General features: G+C 51.4%; 18 protein-coding genes. 4 read left to right on the top strand and 14 right to left on the bottom strand.

Annotated elements, in window-relative coordinates; translation table 11 throughout:
• Position 1: 1 nt before the first annotated feature.
• The gene (yieH, locus tag AACU94_RS20550) at positions 2 to 667 is read right to left on the bottom strand and encodes a 6-phosphogluconate phosphatase (protein WP_135403725.1); all 666 of its coding nucleotides are present in this window, start codon (positions 665 to 667) and stop codon (positions 2 to 4) included.
• A gap of 166 nt (positions 668 to 833) precedes the next feature.
• Here yieH and adeP point away from each other — a divergent pair, with 166 nt between their 5' ends.
• Entirely contained in the window at positions 834 to 2,171 is a 1,338-nt protein-coding gene (gene adeP / locus AACU94_RS20555; protein ID WP_064525932.1) for an adenine permease AdeP, read from the top strand.
• Between the two features lie 53 nt (positions 2,172 to 2,224).
• Here the strand turns inward: adeP and yieF are convergent, their stop codons facing one another.
• The 13 genes from yieF to AACU94_RS20620 form a co-directional block, all read right to left on the bottom strand.
• On the bottom strand, positions 2,225 to 2,791 hold the full coding sequence (yieF, locus tag AACU94_RS20560; protein WP_130215096.1) for a class I chromate reductase YieF: 567 nt from the start codon (positions 2,789 to 2,791) through the stop codon (positions 2,225 to 2,227).
• A gap of 21 nt (positions 2,792 to 2,812) precedes the next feature.
• A complete protein-coding gene (locus tag AACU94_RS20565; protein WP_130258394.1) occupies positions 2,813 to 3,562 on the bottom strand; it encodes a 4'-phosphopantetheinyl transferase family protein in 750 nt (249 codons plus the stop codon).
• Positions 3,563 to 3,717: 155 nt separating this feature from the next.
• The gene (yidZ, locus tag AACU94_RS20570; protein ID WP_130258393.1) at positions 3,718 to 4,677 is read right to left on the bottom strand and encodes an HTH-type transcriptional regulator YidZ; all 960 of its coding nucleotides are present in this window, start codon (positions 4,675 to 4,677) and stop codon (positions 3,718 to 3,720) included.
• A complete protein-coding gene (gene mdtL / locus AACU94_RS20575) occupies positions 4,652 to 5,827 on the bottom strand; it encodes a multidrug efflux MFS transporter MdtL (protein WP_135488532.1) in 1,176 nt (391 codons plus the stop codon). Before mdtL ends, yidZ begins: the two co-directional genes overlap by 26 nt.
• A 134-nt stretch (positions 5,828 to 5,961) precedes the next feature.
• Positions 5,962 to 7,209: a low affinity tryptophan permease TnaB gene (tnaB, locus tag AACU94_RS20580; protein WP_130215102.1), complete on the bottom strand. Its 1,248-nt coding sequence runs from the start codon at positions 7,207 to 7,209 to the stop codon at positions 5,962 to 5,964.
• Positions 7,210 to 7,300: 91 nt separating this feature from the next.
• Entirely contained in the window at positions 7,301 to 8,716 is a 1,416-nt protein-coding gene (gene tnaA, locus AACU94_RS20585; protein WP_130206804.1) for a tryptophanase, read from the bottom strand.
• A gap of 222 nt (positions 8,717 to 8,938) precedes the next feature.
• The gene (gene tnaC, locus AACU94_RS20590; RefSeq protein WP_001364348.1) at positions 8,939 to 9,013 is read right to left on the bottom strand and encodes a tryptophanase leader peptide; all 75 of its coding nucleotides are present in this window, start codon (positions 9,011 to 9,013) and stop codon (positions 8,939 to 8,941) included.
• 243 nt (positions 9,014 to 9,256) lie between these two features.
• Positions 9,257 to 10,621: a tRNA uridine-5-carboxymethylaminomethyl(34) synthesis GTPase MnmE gene (mnmE, locus tag AACU94_RS20595; protein ID WP_135488533.1), complete on the bottom strand. Its 1,365-nt coding sequence runs from the start codon at positions 10,619 to 10,621 to the stop codon at positions 9,257 to 9,259.
• A gap of 105 nt (positions 10,622 to 10,726) precedes the next feature.
• Positions 10,727 to 12,373 carry a membrane protein insertase YidC gene (yidC, locus tag AACU94_RS20600; protein WP_064525945.1) on the bottom strand — a complete coding sequence of 549 codons (1,647 nt, stop codon included), beginning with the start codon at positions 12,371 to 12,373 and terminating at the stop codon, positions 10,727 to 10,729.
• A 2-nt stretch (positions 12,374 to 12,375) separates the two neighbouring features.
• Positions 12,376 to 12,633: a membrane protein insertion efficiency factor YidD gene (yidD, locus tag AACU94_RS20605; RefSeq protein ID WP_001307474.1), complete on the bottom strand. Its 258-nt coding sequence runs from the start codon at positions 12,631 to 12,633 to the stop codon at positions 12,376 to 12,378.
• Positions 12,597 to 12,956, bottom strand: coding sequence for a ribonuclease P protein component (gene rnpA, locus AACU94_RS20610; RefSeq protein ID WP_000239730.1), 360 nt, complete (start codon positions 12,954 to 12,956; stop codon positions 12,597 to 12,599). Before rnpA ends, yidD begins: the two co-directional genes overlap by 37 nt.
• A gap of 16 nt (positions 12,957 to 12,972) precedes the next feature.
• Positions 12,973 to 13,113 carry a 50S ribosomal protein L34 gene (gene rpmH / locus AACU94_RS20615; protein ID WP_000831330.1) on the bottom strand — a complete coding sequence of 47 codons (141 nt, stop codon included), beginning with the start codon at positions 13,111 to 13,113 and terminating at the stop codon, positions 12,973 to 12,975.
• Between the two features lie 238 nt (positions 13,114 to 13,351).
• Complete coding sequence (locus tag AACU94_RS20620; protein WP_123057980.1) at positions 13,352 to 13,423, bottom strand: hypothetical protein; 72 nt, start codon at positions 13,421 to 13,423, stop codon at positions 13,352 to 13,354.
• A 296-nt stretch (positions 13,424 to 13,719) separates the two neighbouring features.
• Here AACU94_RS20620 and dnaA point away from each other — a divergent pair, with 296 nt between their 5' ends.
• Genes dnaA through recF form a run of 3 tightly spaced genes read left to right on the top strand, consistent with a single transcriptional unit; the run spans position 13,720 to position 17,298 of the window.
• On the top strand, positions 13,720 to 15,120 hold the full coding sequence (gene dnaA / locus AACU94_RS20625) for a chromosomal replication initiator protein DnaA (RefSeq protein WP_000059100.1): 1,401 nt from the start codon (positions 13,720 to 13,722) through the stop codon (positions 15,118 to 15,120).
• A gap of 4 nt (positions 15,121 to 15,124) precedes the next feature.
• On the top strand, positions 15,125 to 16,225 hold the full coding sequence (gene dnaN, locus AACU94_RS20630) for a DNA polymerase III subunit beta (protein WP_000673464.1): 1,101 nt from the start codon (positions 15,125 to 15,127) through the stop codon (positions 16,223 to 16,225).
• Entirely contained in the window at positions 16,225 to 17,298 is a 1,074-nt protein-coding gene (gene recF, locus AACU94_RS20635) for a DNA replication/repair protein RecF (RefSeq protein ID WP_000060112.1), read from the top strand. The genes dnaN and recF overlap by 1 nt, the downstream gene beginning before the upstream one ends.
• Positions 17,299 to 17,311 lie beyond the last annotated feature (13 nt).

Genomic DNA, 17,311 nt, shown 5'->3' on the forward strand with positions numbered 1-17,311 from the left:
GTTATGCCGTAATATTCCAGCCTCGTGCCTTCCAGAGCGCAGGTAACTGCGCCAACTCGGTAAAGGTGGTGACTTTCGGATGAACGATCGGCTTATTGTGCGGGTCAGCGCAGAAGTAAAACACTTCCATACCGGCATCGATTCCTGACTGCGCACCGGCGCTGGAGTCATCGACCAGAATGCAGTTTTCAACGTTCACATTCATCGCTTTTGCCGCATGGAACATTAATGCCGGGTCGGGCTTCCAACGCTGAATGTCGTAACCGCTGAACAGTTTTTCCGGGAAATAGTGCAGCATATTGAGCTTACCAAGCGAATGCTGCATCTTGCTGACCGGGCCGTTAGAGACGACGCACATCGGCACTTTCACACTAGCCAGCAATTCGTTCGCTCCTGCAATCACCTCAAGCTCGCTATCAAACAGTCGCGCCACTTCCGCACGATAAACGTGTTCGGCATCGGCACGGACCATTTCTACGCCCTGTTCTTTGCTAATGATGTCGATGATTTCGTAGAGTTTTACGCCTTTAAAGCGGGTAAATATTTCTTCAAGGTCAACGTTAATGCCAAATTCCCTGAACATCGTGACATAGGCACGGGAGCAAATGACCTCACTGTCGACCAGCGTACCGTCGCAGTCGAAAAATACCGCTTCTATCTGGGACATGTCTTTCCTTTATCGTTAGTTTAACGTTTTCGTCAGGCATATTCGCATGACGCAATCGTTGCCGTATAAGCGAATACAATGAAAAAAAGTTATCTTCAGCCATCCATATTGTCTCATTTTGGTATACGATAGCGACGTATTTTCCCTCCTTGTTCGGAAATAGATAATGAGTCAACAACACACAACCCAGGCTTCTGGCCAGGGGATGCTGGAACGCGTGTTTAAACTGCGCGAACATGGCACGACGGCACGGACCGAAGTGATCGCCGGTTTTACCACCTTCCTGACGATGGTTTACATCGTTTTTGTTAACCCGCAAATTCTTGGCGTTGCTGGCATGGACACCAGCGCCGTCTTCGTCACCACCTGTCTGATTGCTGCGTTCGGCAGTATTCTGATGGGGCTGTTTGCTAACCTGCCAGTCGCGCTGGCACCCGCTATGGGCCTGAATGCGTTCTTCGCTTTTGTGGTTGTACAGGCGATGGGCTTGCCGTGGCAGGTCGGGATGGGCGCAATCTTCTGGGGCGCGATTGGTCTGCTGTTACTGACAATCTTCCGCGTTCGCTACTGGATGATTGCCAACATTCCGGTGAGTCTGCGTGTGGGGATCACCAGCGGTATCGGCCTGTTCATTGGCATGATGGGGCTGAAAAACGCAGGTGTGATTGTCGCTAATCCGGAAACGCTGGTGAGTATCGGTAATCTGACTTCTCACAGTGTGCTGCTGGGTATCCTCGGCTTCTTCATCATCGCCATTCTGGCTTCACGTAACATCCACGCGGCGGTGCTGGTTTCTATCGTGGTGACAACGCTGCTGGGCTGGATGTTGGGTGATGTGCACTACAACGGCATTGTCTCCGCGCCGCCGAGCGTGATGACCGTGGTGGGGCATGTGGATTTAGCTGGTTCATTCAACCTCGGACTGGCTGGCGTGATTTTCTCTTTCATGCTGGTTAACCTGTTTGACTCCTCCGGTACGCTGATTGGCGTGACTGATAAAGCAGGTCTGGCGGATGAGAAAGGTAAATTCCCGCGCATGAAGCAGGCGCTGTATGTCGACAGTATCTCTTCCGTGACCGGTTCGTTTATCGGTACTTCTTCTGTTACGGCGTATATTGAGTCCTCCTCCGGTGTTTCCGTTGGTGGGCGTACTGGTCTGACGGCAGTGGTTGTTGGTTTGCTGTTCCTGCTGGTTATCTTCCTGTCGCCGCTGGCGGGGATGGTGCCTGGCTACGCCGCGGCTGGCGCGCTCATTTACGTTGGCGTATTGATGACCTCAAGTCTTGCGCGTGTGAAATGGCAGGATCTCACCGAATCCGTTCCGGCGTTTATTACTGCCGTGATGATGCCGTTTAGCTTCTCGATTACCGAAGGTATTGCGCTGGGCTTTATCTCCTACTGCGTGATGAAAATCGGTACAGGCCGTCTGCGCGACCTTAGCCCGTGCGTGATTATCGTGGCGCTGCTGTTTGTGCTGAAAATTGTCTTTATCGACGCCCACTAAAATCGATAGCGCGTTAAAAACCCGCCATGCATGATTGCTGGCGGGTTTTTTATTTAGATCTTAACGCGTTGAATAAACTCGCCAAATGCGGTCAACTGCCCGGTCAGGTGGTCCAGCGTTCCCGGATCAATCACTTCTCCAGTCTGTGGATCGACTTTGTTCTGAATCACGCCGCCCATAAACTCTGGTTTGTTCATTACCATTGCATCCAGGAAGACCAGAATCTGGCGCAGATGATACTGACAGCGTGCGCCGCCAATTACGCCCATTGAGCTGGTCTGAATCAACACCGGTTTACCGGCCAATGGCTGATCGGGCAGGCGGGAAAGCCAGTCGATGGCATTTTTCAGTCCACCCGGCACCGAGTAGTTATATTCCGGCGTCACGATCACCACACCATCCGCCTGACGAATCTGTTCCGCCAGAGCTTCAACCGTTGCTGGAAAACCGTCTTCCTGCTGTACGTCTGCGTCATATAAGGGAATGTCAGCAATAGATGGCAACGCGTTAACTTCCATACCCGCTGGGGCAATTTTCGGCAGGGTACGTGCAACCATGCCATTAAATGAACCTTTGCGCAGGCTTCCCAATAACGTAACCACCTTCAATTTTTCAGACATGATGACTCCTGTGGTTGTCTATCAATTTGGCAAAAATGACTTCACGGTAGAGAGCTGGGCAAAACGCATCATCCGGCTGGTAGGATTATTGGCGCGGCTGTGAATATCCGGCAGGCTTTTCCAGCCTTGCTTGCCATCAAACTCCCAGACATTGAGCTTTTCAATCGCTGGGCTGACCGCCACGGACCATACCAGCACTTCCTCTGCGTCGCATATCGCTTCTACATGATTTACATGGGCACATTTCAGGCGTCCCGCAATGGGCATCAACTGCAGATTTCGCGGGTCGTCATTCAAAACATCACCGGTAAGTTTTAGCACGCTTCGGCGCAGCGTGATGAGCTGCGCTCGCGCTTCGTTAGGATCGTTTTGCTTACTGATCCATAGTGATTCATTGCTGGAAAAAGCATGGTTATCGGGCGCGTGAGGGCTATGAAACCCACGAGTCGCGCGCTGTAGTTCCATATCGAGGCCACATTCACCTTCAGTTGTTAATGCCACTCCGACCATGTTTCCGGCATAGGCTATTGAAAATGATGGTAAATTTCTATCGTGGAAAACCGGCTTTCCTTTTGCCTGGGTGACGATTTCCGGCAATTCACTAATGCCGTACAGCAAGAACATCAGTTCTGCGAGTAAACCTCTGGACGCCAGGAAACGACTTTGACGATGAGGGGGAAGATTTAGGGCTTCTTGATGACACTGGGAGGGTAGACGAACAGATATCAGGTGTCCTTCCGTTAAAATCCCTCGGGCAAAGTGAGTCGCCATTTTTCGCTCCATGCTTAATGGTCCATTATGAATACAGAGTAATCATTTACTGAAATTATGGACAGACTAAAGCGGCGAAAAGTTCGATTCAGACAAATTTATTACATGTTTTTTACATTTTATCGCGAAATATGGTCGCGTTTTATACGATTTAATTATGTCATCGAGGCGTAAAGATTTTTAATGGTTTCCCGTAACCAGACGATCTTCGGGTTATGGCTGTTCCGTTTGTGCCACAGCAGAGTAAACGGCACTTCCAGCTTTTTTTGCTGGATTTCGTCAAACGGGAGAGGGAGTGCAACCAGTGGCAGCTGGTGGAGTTGGTTGTAATACTGACAGTAGCGCGGTGCGGTCGCCAGTAGCAAATTGTCTGGCTGCGCCGCCATAAACAGTGACTGCTCGAATTCCGGCAGACTCATGGCAATCGTGCGTTCGCGTCCTGATTCCTGCAACACATTGTCCAGCGCCCAGGTATCGCTCTGTTCCCAGCAAATGCTGATATGTGGATAACGTAAAAAAGTATCCAGATCCCATTCTTCACGCAGCGCCGGATGATCTTTGCGCAACCAGACGCACGGTAAGTCTGTAAATAATACGTCATAATCAATAGACAACGGCAGAAGACTAAGCTGTTCTCGCGAGCGAGGGTGGCTTTCTCGTCCGGTAAAACCGATATCCACTTCGCCACGAATAATTGCATCCAACGAGTCATAATCCCAGTTGCGCAGTTTAATCGTCGCCTGTGGGTAACGCTGGTAAATATGTTTCGACAGCGCATTAAACATAATCATCATCAGCGGCGATTCTGCTGCCAGCTCAAACTTCAGACCACGTGGCGTTTGGTGGTGCGGTTTATCCAGCAGCAGATTGCTCATTTGCATCCACTCCGCCAGATTTTGCTCCATGCTGACCATCAGCGGCGTTGGCGTCAGGCCCAGCGGTGAGTTCACAAAGAGCAGGTCATCAAACCATATCCGAAGCTTTGCCAGAGATTTGCTCACCGCCGAAGGCGTCACGTTCATCCGCTTCGCCGCTTTGGTCACGCTGCGCTCCTGCATCAGCAGTTGCAGGCAGAGCAGCAAATTCAGATCAAGTGTGGTGATGGATTTCTTCATGAGCGGTAACGGGGCGTCCAGGCGCGACGAGCATAATCAGCAACAGGCTCACTATGCTACAGGCAATCAGAATCCCGATCAGCATATTCCATGCGCCTACGCCGACTACCGCCGCTAGCCAAATCCACAGTGATGAACCGCAAACCTGTGCAATGCCTAATGTCGAACTGGCTACGCCCGCGCGTAATGAAAACGGCCCTAACGCCTGACTCATTGCCACGCCGAATCCCACCGAAAAACCAGCGCAAATCAACGTGATGCCAAACAGCGAAACTGCATGGGAAGGCGAAACCGCAAGGATGATTCCCGCCGCCAGAAATAACACCTGCGAGGTGATCATCAACGTACGTGGCTTAAAAATCCCCAACGCAAATGGCGTGGAGAATGATACGGTCATGCTAACACCTGCGGTCAACGCCATAATGGTGGCGTATTCTCCGCGCGCAAAGCCCATGATTTCCATCATCAATACTGGCGACGTATTCACGAAGGTAAGTATGACTGAGACGCTGAGGGTGGTGATAAGCACTCGGCTGAGGAAAAAGCGGTTAAGCAAAGACTCGGTATTTTCTCGTGTTTTGCCCGAAACGGCAGGTGCCGCAGGGCGGGTTTCTTTTAAAATAAACAATGACAACATGAGTACCGCGACACCCATCAGCGCCATTACCCAGAACAGGCTCTGCCACGGGAACTTAAGCATAATCAGGTGGCCAAGCACTGGCGCTAACACCGGAATGATGCAGGTAATGCCGTTGAGTAATGACAGCACTTTTGCCCGACGTCGATCATCCAGCGTGTCGCGCAAAATGGCGAACGCCACCACGTAACAACAGCCCGCGCCCAGTCCCTGTAGAAAGCGCCCTGCAAGAAATAACGCGCTGGTTTCAGCCAGTGAACAGAGCACAGAGGCGATAATAAATAGCGCCGCGCCGGGGATGGCGACAGGTTTTCTCCCTGAACGGTCGGCCACTTTCCCGGCAAATAACATTGCTGCTGCCATCCCCGCAAGGTAAACGGAGAACGCAATATGCAACTGCGCTTCGCTGGCATTGAGATCGGTGGCGATGCGCGGTAAGCCGACCAGGTACATATCAATACCTGCGGGATAGAGTAAAACCAGAGCAAAACTACAAATTAAAAAGCGGGACATGGGATAAAGCGTCCTGACGGGAAGGTGACGCAAAGCATACGTGGTGAAGGAGAATCAGGCGAGTTGCCATTTGGACAAAAGAGATTTCCTTTCAGGCAAGAAGCCAGCGAATGACCGCTGGCTTCTTTAAGGGATTAGCCAAATTTAGGTAACACGTTAAAGACGTTGCCGAACCAGCACAAAATCACGGTGATACCAAAGAGAATGACAATCGCCGGAATAAGATTGCCGCCCCAGACCGTGAATATCTGATTGGGAAACTTCTTGCGGGCTTTGATTGCCAGTACCGCGGGGATAATGACCGCCCAGATGGTGGCGCACAGTCCGGCACCGCCAATCCCGTAAATAAAGCCATTCGGGAAGACGAGATACAACAAAGCGGGTGGCAGGAAGGTTAACAGCACGGTTTTGAAACGTCCGCCGTGGGAGTTATCAATCTTAAACAGATCCGCCAGGTAATCGAACAGCCCAAGCGTGACGCCAAAGAACGAACTGGCGACAGCTAAGTTGGAGAACACCAGCAGGCAAAATTCGATAATGCCATGCTGTTTGGTGCCGAGGAACGTTTTTACCAGTGAATCAACGTTGCCGCCCGAGGAGATAATCGCTTTAAAACTTTCTCGCGAGATATTCCCCATCGTGCAATAAAGCCAGAAGAGATAAATCACCAGTGCCAGCAGCGAGCCGAAAACTACGCTTTTGATTAGTTTATCTTTCTTTTTGCCATAGCAAATAATCAGACTGGGAATATTGCCGTGGAAACCAAATGACGCCAGACACACCGGCAAAGCCATAAAGATATACGGGAAGTAAGACGTCCCCGCAGTCGTGCTGGTGGAATCGCGCAGAATGGAATAATCGACCTGGAAGAAGAAAGAACCAAACACGATCACAAAGGAGATAATCTTCAGCCCGAGGAACAACGAGGTAATACGACTGGCGGCTAAAGAGCTTATCCACAATACGCTGGCAACGAAAATGGCCGTACAGATCCCGACAATGCGTGGATTAGCGTGATAGCCCAAATTCATCGATATCGTTTCGCTAATGATTGCGCCGTTAGCAGAGATATAAGCATAAGTGAGAATATAGAGAACGAAGGCGACGGTAATACCGCTAATAATGTTCCAGGTGTTGCCAATTAAATCTTTGGTGATGGTGTTAAAACTGGAGCCGACGGGGTAATTTAAGTTCGCTTCTAATAATAATAGGCCTGAATGTAACATTGAAAACCAGGCGATAATAAGAATAAAAGCGCCCCAAAAAAACCAGGCACCGGCAAGGTCAACAGGTAAAGCAAACATCCCACCGCCAATTACTGTACCGGCTATAACCATAACACCCCAAAATGCAGAGTGCTTTTTTTCTGATTGATCAGTCATGATGCCACCTTTAGAGGAAGGCTATTTTTGTTATTGAGGGTGTAGGGGAAATAGAGTGGCTAACATCCTTATAGCCACTCTGTAGTGTTAATTAAACTTCTTTCAGTTTTGCGGTGAAGTGACGCAATACTTTTGGTTCGTAGGTAAAGGTTAATCCTTTAATATTTGTCGCGTTCTCTTTCACATGTTTGAAGGCTTCAATAATGAAGTCCATATGTGTTTGGGTATATGTTGCGCGTGGAATGGTTAAACGCAGCAGTTCTGCCGGGCAAGGCAGTTGTTTACCGGTTTTCGGATCGCGACCTAACAGGAAGGAACCAATTTCTACCGCACGGATACCGGCGACTTTATACAATTCGCACGCCAGTGCCTGTGCCGGGAATTGATCTGCCGGGATATGTGGCAACAGTTTACCGGCATCAACGAACGCCGCATGACCGCCCGCCTGCTGGCATACTACGCCAATCTCTTCCAGACCATCGACCAGATACTGCACCTGCGCAATACGATAAGCCAGCCAGTCATGGTTCATGCCGTCATACAGCCCCACCGCCAGACGCTCCATCGCACCGCCTTCCAGACCACCATAAGTTGGGAAGCCTTCCTGCACTACGCACAGCGTTCTGCATTCGGTGTAGACATCGAAGAAGCTGTCGTCTTTCACGCACAGCAGGCCGCCCATCGGTACCATCGCATCTTTCTTGGCGGACATCGCCAGCATATCGGCATATTTATAGGTTTCGCGAGTGATCTGCTCGATAGTCCAGTCTTTATATTCCGCTTCACGCTGTTTGATGAAATAGGCGTTTTCGGCAAAGCGCGCGGAGTCCATCACTACCGGAATATCGTATTTCTTCGCAATGCTGTACATCGCTTTCATATTTGCCAGTGAAACCGGCTGGCCACCTGCGGAGTTGCTGGTAATGGTCGCAACGATATACGGCACGTTATTCGGGCCAACTTCTTCAATACCGCGTTCTAATCCTTCGAGGTCAAAGTTGCCTTTAAAGTCGTAACGTACGCCAGTATCGAAGGCTTCTTTGATATAGACGTTACGCACGGTACAGCCGTTAATCTGGCTATGGCCCTGAGTGGTATCGAAGAAATAGTTAGAGAACGCCACCATTTTGCTGCGATCCAGACCTTTTTCCTGCTCGCGTTTTTTAATCAGTACTGGAATATAGATTTGCTCTGCGCCACGGCCCTGGTGGGTCGGAATAGTGTATTGATAACCAAAGATATTTTTTACTGATTCGGCTAACGCATAGTAGCTGCGGCTGCCACTGTAGGCTTCGTCGCCGCGCATCATCGCTGCCTGCATACTTTGAGTTACCGCCCCGGTGCCGCTGTCGGTCAGTAAATCGATAAACACATCTTCGCTATCCAGCAGGAACGGGTTCATACCAGATTTAATAATCGCTTCTTCACGGTAAGCGCGAGTCGTACGTTTTACTGGCTCAATAACACGAATGCGGAACGGTTCAGGGAGATGTTTAAAGTTTTCCATTGCATAATCCTTCATTTATTTTAATTACAGTGATCCCTGTGAATATTGCGTCTGCAATAACCATTAATTCACCATATTTATGTATGTGAGTACATTTATTTAGACGAGCAAATAGATAAAGAAATAATGGCTTGTCTAAAAGGTAAAATTAAGGCATGGCAAACTAATAGATCACATTGAATCTAATTGGTTTGACTCTGGTGATAGCTACAGAAGGGCAAATTAAGGGCGGTGATCGACAATCTTGTTGTCAATATTGAACCACTTTGAGGTCACACATATATGTAAGATATTCATAATGCACTTATCCTCGAAAGACATGTTGCTACACTATTACATTAAGATTTTTATATCTATTCCTAAGTTTATTAAATGTGAATCGAATCACAATCGTTCGAGACGCATTATTAAATGCTTTTTCTCAGAAAAATACGCTGCATTAAAAATTTAATGTTTATAAGATGAATTGATTAATAAAAAGTATGCAAGCAGGAAAACAAAGCCGCATCCTGATTACCAGATGCGGCTTAGTAAGTGCGGTTACTTACCGATACAGAAGCTGGAGAAAATCCGCCCCAGTAGGTCGTCAGAGGTAAACTCCCCGGTAATCTCGCTCAAGTTCTGCTGCGCCAGGCGCAGCTCTTCCGCCAGCAATTCGCCAGCCCATGCGCCCAACAGCTGTGCTTTACCTTGCTGCAAATGCTCCGCCGCCTGTTCCAGCGCCTGTAGGTGACGACGGCGCGCCAGGAAGCCGCCTTCCATGTTGGTGTCAAAGCCCATGCTCTGTTTGAGATGGTTACGCAGCACGTCCACACCTTCACCAGTTCTTGCCGAGAGACGAATCAACGCGTGACCGTTCACTTCGCTCATTCCCAGCGTTTCGCCGGTGATATCGGCTTTATTGCGCACCACGGTGATCGGTAGTTTCGCAGGCAGACGGGCGATAAATTCCGGCCAGATCTCTGCCGGATCAACAGCGTCTGTCGTGGTGCCATCGACCATAAACAGCACGCGGTCGGCCTGTTCAATTTCCTGCCACGCACGCTCGATACCAATACGTTCCACTTCGTCACTGGCTTCACGTAACCCGGCGGTGTCGATGATATGCAGCGGCATTCCGTCAATGTGGATATGCTCACGCAGCACGTCACGTGTGGTTCCGGCGATATCAGTCACAATTGCTGCTTCACGCCCAGCCAGCGCGTTTAGCAGGCTCGATTTACCGGCGTTAGGACGTCCGGCAATCACCACCTTCATCCCTTCGCGCAACAGGCTGCCCTGACGAGCTTCGGCGCGTACTGCGTCAAGATCGGCAATTACGCCATTGAGTTGGGCTTCAATTTTGCCGTCCGAGAGGAAATCGATCTCTTCATCGGGGAAATCAATCGCCGCTTCGACGTAAATGCGCAAGTGGGTGAGGGCTTCCACCAGATGGTTGACCCGTGCGGAGAATGCGCCTTGCAGCGAATTAAGCGCCGAACGGGCTGCCTGTTCCGAGCTGGCATCGATAAGATCGGCAATCGCCTCGGCCTGGGCTAAGTCGAGTTTATCGTTAAGAAACGCGCGTTCGGAAAACTCACCCGGGCGGGCAATTCGCAGGCCGGGAATGGTCAGAATACGTTTTAACAGCAGGTCGAGGATCACCGGACCGCCATGACCCTGCAGTTCCAGCACATCTTCGCCGGTGAACGAGTTCGGGCCAGGGAACCATAGCGCAATCCCCTGATCGAGCACGCTGCCGTCGGCGTCTTTAAACGGAAGATAATCGGCGTAGCGCGGCTTAGGCAGTTTACCCAGCACGGTTTCGGCAACTTCACGGGCTTTGAGGCCGGAGATGCGCAGGATGCCAACGCCGCCACGTCCCGGAGGCGTGGCCTGGGCTACGATAGTGTCATTATCGCTCATGATGTTCCTGTTGCTTTGTGTGGCGGATGCGCGGTGCTTATCCGCCCTACGAAAAGAAAAAAGGCGGTCAACTGACCGCCCTTATTTTAGCGAAAACTCACCGAATCAGGATTTTTTCTTCTCGCGGCTATGCAGGCCACGTTTTTCCAGACCACGGTAAATCAGCTGCTGCTGAATAATGGTAACCAGGTTGCTGACGATATAGTACAGCACCAGACCTGACGGGAACCACAGGAAGAACACGGTGAAGATGACCGGCATAAAGGTCATGATCTTCTGCTGCATCGGGTCGGTCACAGTGGTCGGCGACATCTTCTGAATGAAGAACATCGTTACGCCCATCAGGATCGGCAGGATGTAGTACGGGTCCTGTGCAGACAGGTCGTGGATCCACAGTGCAAACGGCGCCTGACGCAGTTCAACGGAACCCATCAGCATGTAGTACAACGCCAGGAAGATTGGCATCTGGATAATCAGCGGGAAGCAGCCGCCCAGCGGGTTAACCTTCTCAGCTTTGTACAGCGCCATCATTTCCTGGCTGATACGCTGTTTGTCATCGCCCAGACGCTCACGCATAGCCTGAATCTTCGGCTGCAGCATACGCATCTTCGCCATGGAGGTGTACTGCGCTTTGGTCAGCGGGTACATGATGCCACGAACGATAAAGGTGATGATGATAATGGAGAAGCCCCAGTTACCCACAAAGCTATGGATCCATTTCAGCAGTTTGAACAGCGGCTGAGAGATGAACCACAACCAACCGTAATCAACGGTCAGATCCAGGTGCGGAGCAACAGCTGCCATTTTGTCCTGAATTTCAGGGCCGACCCACAGGGTGCTGTTCATCGCGCCAGTCTGACCTGGCTGAACCAGTACCGGCTGAGATTTATAGCCGATAGCGGCGATGCCGTTACCCAGATTAGCGGTGTAGAAGTTGTTGGTGCCGTCGTTATGCGGGATCCACGCAGTCGCGAAATACTGTTGCAGCATCGCCACCCAACCACCTTTCGAAGAGATGTTCAGGTTTTCGTTATCGGCAATGGTATCGAACTTGTATTTCTCGTACTTCTCGTCAGGCGTGGAGTACGCCGCGCCACGGAAGGTATGCAGTGCGAAGTTGCTGCTTCCAGTGTCGAGATGCGGTGGCAGATTGATGGATTGCTTCAACTGGCCAAAGGTGGAGATCTCCAGCGGTTTTTCGCCAGCGTTCTGCACGTTGTAGTTGACGTTGACAGCGTAATCACCACGTTTCAGGACAAACGTTTTGGTAAACGTGTTGCCTGCCGCGTCGGTATACGTCATCGGCACCTGCAGTTCGTTTTGACCTTCAGCCAGCACATAAGCGTCTTTTTCAACGTTATACAGCGGACGCGGGCCGTTAGCCGGGTTATCCGGGCCATCACGACCGGTCAGACCGCTCTGTGCCTGATAAATAAACTGCGGTGAAGTTTCCAGCAGCTGGAACGGCTGGGTAGAGTTCAGCTCTTTCGGGTAAGCCGGGAGCAGAGCCTGTTCAACATCACCACCACGGGTGTTGATGGTCAGATCAAGCACGTCGGTCTTAACAGAAATCAGTTTCCCCTGGCCACTGGCCGGTACGCCCTGGTCGGCGGCGCTACCCGCTGCGGTGGTCGTTGTCTGCGTGGTCTGTTGGGCCTGAGGTTGCGGGTTTTTATCCTGCTCCCAGGCTTGCCAGATCATGAAAGACACGAACAGCAAAGCGATGACTAAAAGATTGCGTTGCGAATCCATCGTTAGTGTTCTCTGGTATCAAATGGTCCGGGCGGGACGGGATCGTCACCACCAGGGTGTAAAGGGTGGCATTTTAATACGCGTTTCACCGTCAACCAACTGCCTTTTATCACTCCAAACCTGCGCAATGCCTCAATTCCGTAGCTTGAACAGGTTGGAGTGAAACGACAATGCGGCCCGAGTAGCGGACTAATCAGGCGTTGATAGACCCGAATGAGGGCTATCAGGACCCGCGAGCCAGGCGACAGTGGCGGCGCCATAATTTTTCCAACGCTTCCGAGAGAGCACGGTTATCGAGGTCGGCAACCCCTTTTTTCGCCACCACCACGAAATCCATAGCCGGGAGTTCATGTTGGCGCAGACGGAAGCTTTCACGCGTCAGACGTTTAATCCGATTGCGTTCATGCGCGCGTCGAACGTTTTTCTTGGCGACAGTAAGACCGATACGGGGATGCCCCAGCGAATTCAGGCGGCCGAGAATGGTAATTTGCGGCGTGCCAGCCCGTTGTGGCTGCTGGAAGACGAATGTGAATTGACTGGGAGTTAACAAACGTAACTCCCTGGGAAATGCGAGCTTAACCACGCAGGGGTTAGCTATATTACTTAGAAACGGTCAGACGAGCGCGGCCTTTAGCACGACGACGTGCCAGAACCTGACGACCATTTTTAGTAGCCATACGAGCACGGAAGCCGTGAGAACGGTTGCGCTTCAGTACAGACGGTTGAAAAGTGCGTTTCATGGCGATTTCTACCTAAACTTGAATAAATTCAATGGCTTTATTGGATATCCGCCGAAAAATGAAACGATGGACACCGAAGCCATGGGTGATTAAAGAGGCCGGATTGTAATAATTGTACACTCCGGAGTCAATTCTCTTTCCTTATTTACCGCGCTTTTCCGCACCTTTTCGCTGGGAAAATGTACGGCTTCACACCAGTGAAAACCAGCATGGCGCGCCGGGGCGAGGATTATACGGGCTACCGGGTAAAGCGCAAGGATCGTCCAGGATCTTTATTAGATCGATTAAGCCTAATTTTGTCTAAGGTCATTAAATTTTCCAATATGCGGCGTAAATCGTGCCCGCCTTGCGGCAGGATCGTTTACACTTAGCGAGTTCTGGAAAGCCCTGTGGATAAATCGGGAAAATCTGTGAGAAACAGAAGATCTCTTGCGCAGTTTAGGCTATGATCCGCGGTCCCGATCGTTTTGCAGGATCTTGATCGGGCATATAACCGCAGACAGCGGTTCGTGCGTCACCCTCATGCAGGGTCTTTTCGACGTGCGTCAACAATCATGAATGTTTCAGCCTTAGTCATAATCGACTTTTGTTCGAGTGGAGTCCGCCGTGTCACTTTCGCTTTGGCAGCAGTGTCTTGCCCGATTGCAGGATGAGTTACCAGCCACAGAATTCAGTATGTGGATACGCCCATTGCAGGCGGAACTGAGCGATAACACGCTGGCCTTGTACGCGCCAAACCGTTTTGTCCTCGATTGGGTAAGGGACAAGTACCTCAATAATATCAATGGACTGCTAACCAGTTTCTGTGGAGCGGATGCCCCACAGCTGCGTTTTGAAGTGGGCACAAAGCCCGTGACACAAACGCTGAAAGTCCCTGCCAGCAATACAGTTGCACCCGCTCAGGCAGCGCAGGTGCAGCCGCAACGTGCTGCGCCTTCTACGCGCTCAGGCTGGGATAACGTTCCGGCTCCGGCAGAACCGACCTATCGTTCCAACGTCAACGTTAAACATACGTTTGATAACTTCGTCGAAGGTAAATCTAACCAACTGGCGCGCGCGGCGGCTCGCCAGGTGGCAGACAACCCGGGCGGCGCCTATAACCCGCTGTTCCTTTATGGCGGCACGGGGCTGGGTAAAACTCACCTGCTTCATGCGGTGGGTAATGGCATTATGGCGCGCAAGCCGAATGCCAAAGTGGTTTATATGCACTCCGAACGCTTTGTTCAGGACATGGTAAAAGCCCTGCAAAACAATGCGATCGAAGAGTTTAAACGCTACTACCGTTCCGTTGATGCGCTGCTGATCGACGATATTCAGTTTTTCGCCAATAAAGAACGATCCCAGGAAGAGTTTTTCCATACCTTTAACGCCCTGCTGGAAGGTAATCAGCAGATCATCCTCACGTCGGATCGCTATCCGAAAGAGATCAACGGTGTTGAGGATCGTTTGAAATCTCGCTTCGGCTGGGGGCTGACTGTGGCGATCGAACCGCCAGAGCTGGAAACCCGCGTGGCGATCCTGATGAAAAAGGCCGACGAAAACGACATTCGTTTGCCGGGCGAAGTGGCGTTCTTTATCGCCAAGCGTCTACGATCTAACGTACGTGAGCTGGAAGGGGCGCTGAACCGCGTCATTGCTAACGCCAACTTTACCGGACGGGCGATCACGATTGACTTCGTACGTGAGGCGCTGCGCGACTTACTGGCTTTGCAGGAAAAACTGGTCACTATCGACAATATTCAGAAGACGGTGGCAGAGTACTACAAGATCAAAGTCGCGGATCTCCTTTCCAAACGTCGATCCCGCTCGGTAGCGCGTCCACGTCAGATGGCGATGGCGCTGGCGAAAGAACTGACTAACCACAGTCTGCCGGAGATTGGCGATGCGTTTGGTGGTCGTGACCACACGACGGTGCTTCATGCCTGCCGTAAGATCGAGCAATTGCGTGAAGAGAGCCACGATATCAAAGAAGATTTCTCTAATTTAATCAGAACATTGTCATCGTAAACCTATGAAATTTACCGTAGAACGTGAGCATTTATTAAAACCGCTACAACAGGTGAGCGGTCCGTTAGGTGGTCGTCCTACGCTACCGATTCTCGGTAATCTGCTGTTACAGGTTGCTGACGGTACGTTGTCGCTGACCGGTACTGATCTCGAGATGGAAATGGTGGCACGCGTTGCGCTGGTTCAGCCGCACGAACCAGGGGCGACGACCGTTCCGGCGCGCAAATTCTTTGATATCTGCCGTGGTCTGCCTGAAGGCGCGGAAATTGCCGTGCAGCTGGAAGGTGAGCGGATGCTGGTGCGCTCCGGGCGCAGCCGTTTTTCGCTTTCCACCCTGCCAGCGGCAGATTTCCCGAACCTCGATGACTGGCAGAGCGAAGTCGAATTTACCCTGCCACAGGCGACGATGAAGCGTCTGATTGAAGCGACCCAGTTTTCTATGGCGCATCAGGACGTTCGTTATTACTTAAACGGTATGCTGTTTGAAACCGAAGGTGAAGAACTGCGCACCGTGGCGACCGACGGCCACCGTCTGGCGGTCTGTTCAATGCCAATTGGTCAATCTTTGCCAAGCCATTCGGTGATCGTGCCGCGTAAAGGCGTGATTGAACTGATGCGTATGCTCGACGGCGGCGACAATCCGCTGCGTGTACAGATTGGCAGCAACAATATTCGCGCTCACGTTGGCGACTTTATCTTCACCTCCAAACTGGTGGACGGTCGCTTCCCGGATTACCGCCGCGTATTGCCGAAGAACCCGGACAAACATCTGGAAGCTGGCTGCGATCTGCTCAAGCAGGCGTTTGCTCGTGCGGCAATTCTCTCTAACGAGAAATTCCGCGGTGTGCGTCTGTATGTCAGCGAAAACCAGCTGAAAATCACCGCCAATAACCCGGAACAGGAAGAAGCGGAAGAGATCCTCGACGTTACCTATAGCGGTGCGGAGATGGAAATCGGCTTCAACGTCAGCTATGTGCTGGATGTCCTGAACGCGCTGAAATGCGAAAACGTGCGCATGATGCTGACCGATTCGGTTTCCAGCGTGCAGATTGAAGATGCCGCATCACAGTCGGCTGCCTATGTTGTCATGCCAATGAGACTGTAATGTCCCTCACCCGCTTGTTGATCCGCGATTTCCGCAATATCGAAACCGCGGATCTCGCTTTATCTCCCGGCTTTAACTTTCTGGTAGGTGCCAACGGCAGTGGCAAAACCAGCGTGCTGGAAGCCATCTATACGCTCGGCCACGGTCGGGCGTTTCGCAGTTTGCAGATTGGTCGCGTTATTCGCCATGAGCAGGAAGCGTTTGTGCTCCACGGGCGTTTGCAGGGCGAAGAGCGCGAGACGGCAATTGGCTTAACCAAAGACAAACAGGGCGACAGCAAAGTCCGCATCGACGGTACTGACGGGCATAAAGTCGCGGAGCTGGCGCATCTGATGCCAATGCAGCTGATAACGCCTGAAGGGTTTACTTTACTCAACGGCGGCCCCAAATACAGAAGAGCATTCCTCGACTGGGGATGCTTTCACAACGAACCCGGATTTTTCACCGCCTGGAGCAATCTCAAGCGATTGCTCAAGCAGCGCAATGCGGCGCTGCGCCAGGTGACTCGTTACGAACAGCTACGCCCGTGGGATAAAGAGCTGATCCCGCTGGCGGAGCAAATCAGCACCTGGCGCGCGGAGTATAGCGCCGGTATCGCGGCCGATATGGCTGATACCTGTAAGCAATTTCTCCCTGAGTTTTCTCTGACTTTCTCTTTCCAGCGCGGCTGGGAGAAAGAGACAGAATATGCTGAGGTGCTGGAACGTAATTTTGAACGCGATCGCCAGCTAACCTACACCGCGCATGGCCCGCATAAAGCGGACTTACGCATTCGCGCCGACGGTGCGCCGGTGGAAGATACCTTATCGCGTGGGCAGCTTAAACTGCTGATGTGCGCCTTACGTCTGGCGCAAGGAGAGTTCCTCACCCGTGAAAGCGGGCGGCGGTGTCTCTACCTGATAGATGATTTTGCCTCTGAGCTTGATGATGAGCGTCGCGGGTTGCTTGCCAGCCGCTTAAAAGCGACGCAATCACAGGTCTTTGTCAGCGCGATCAGTGCTGAACACGTTATAGACATGTCGGACGAAAATTCGAAGATGTTTACCGTGGAAAAGGGTAAAATAACGGATTAACCCAAGTATAAAT

This window comes from Escherichia sp. E4702, from assembly GCF_963883545.1.
Lineage (GTDB): Bacteria > Pseudomonadota > Gammaproteobacteria > Enterobacterales > Enterobacteriaceae > Escherichia.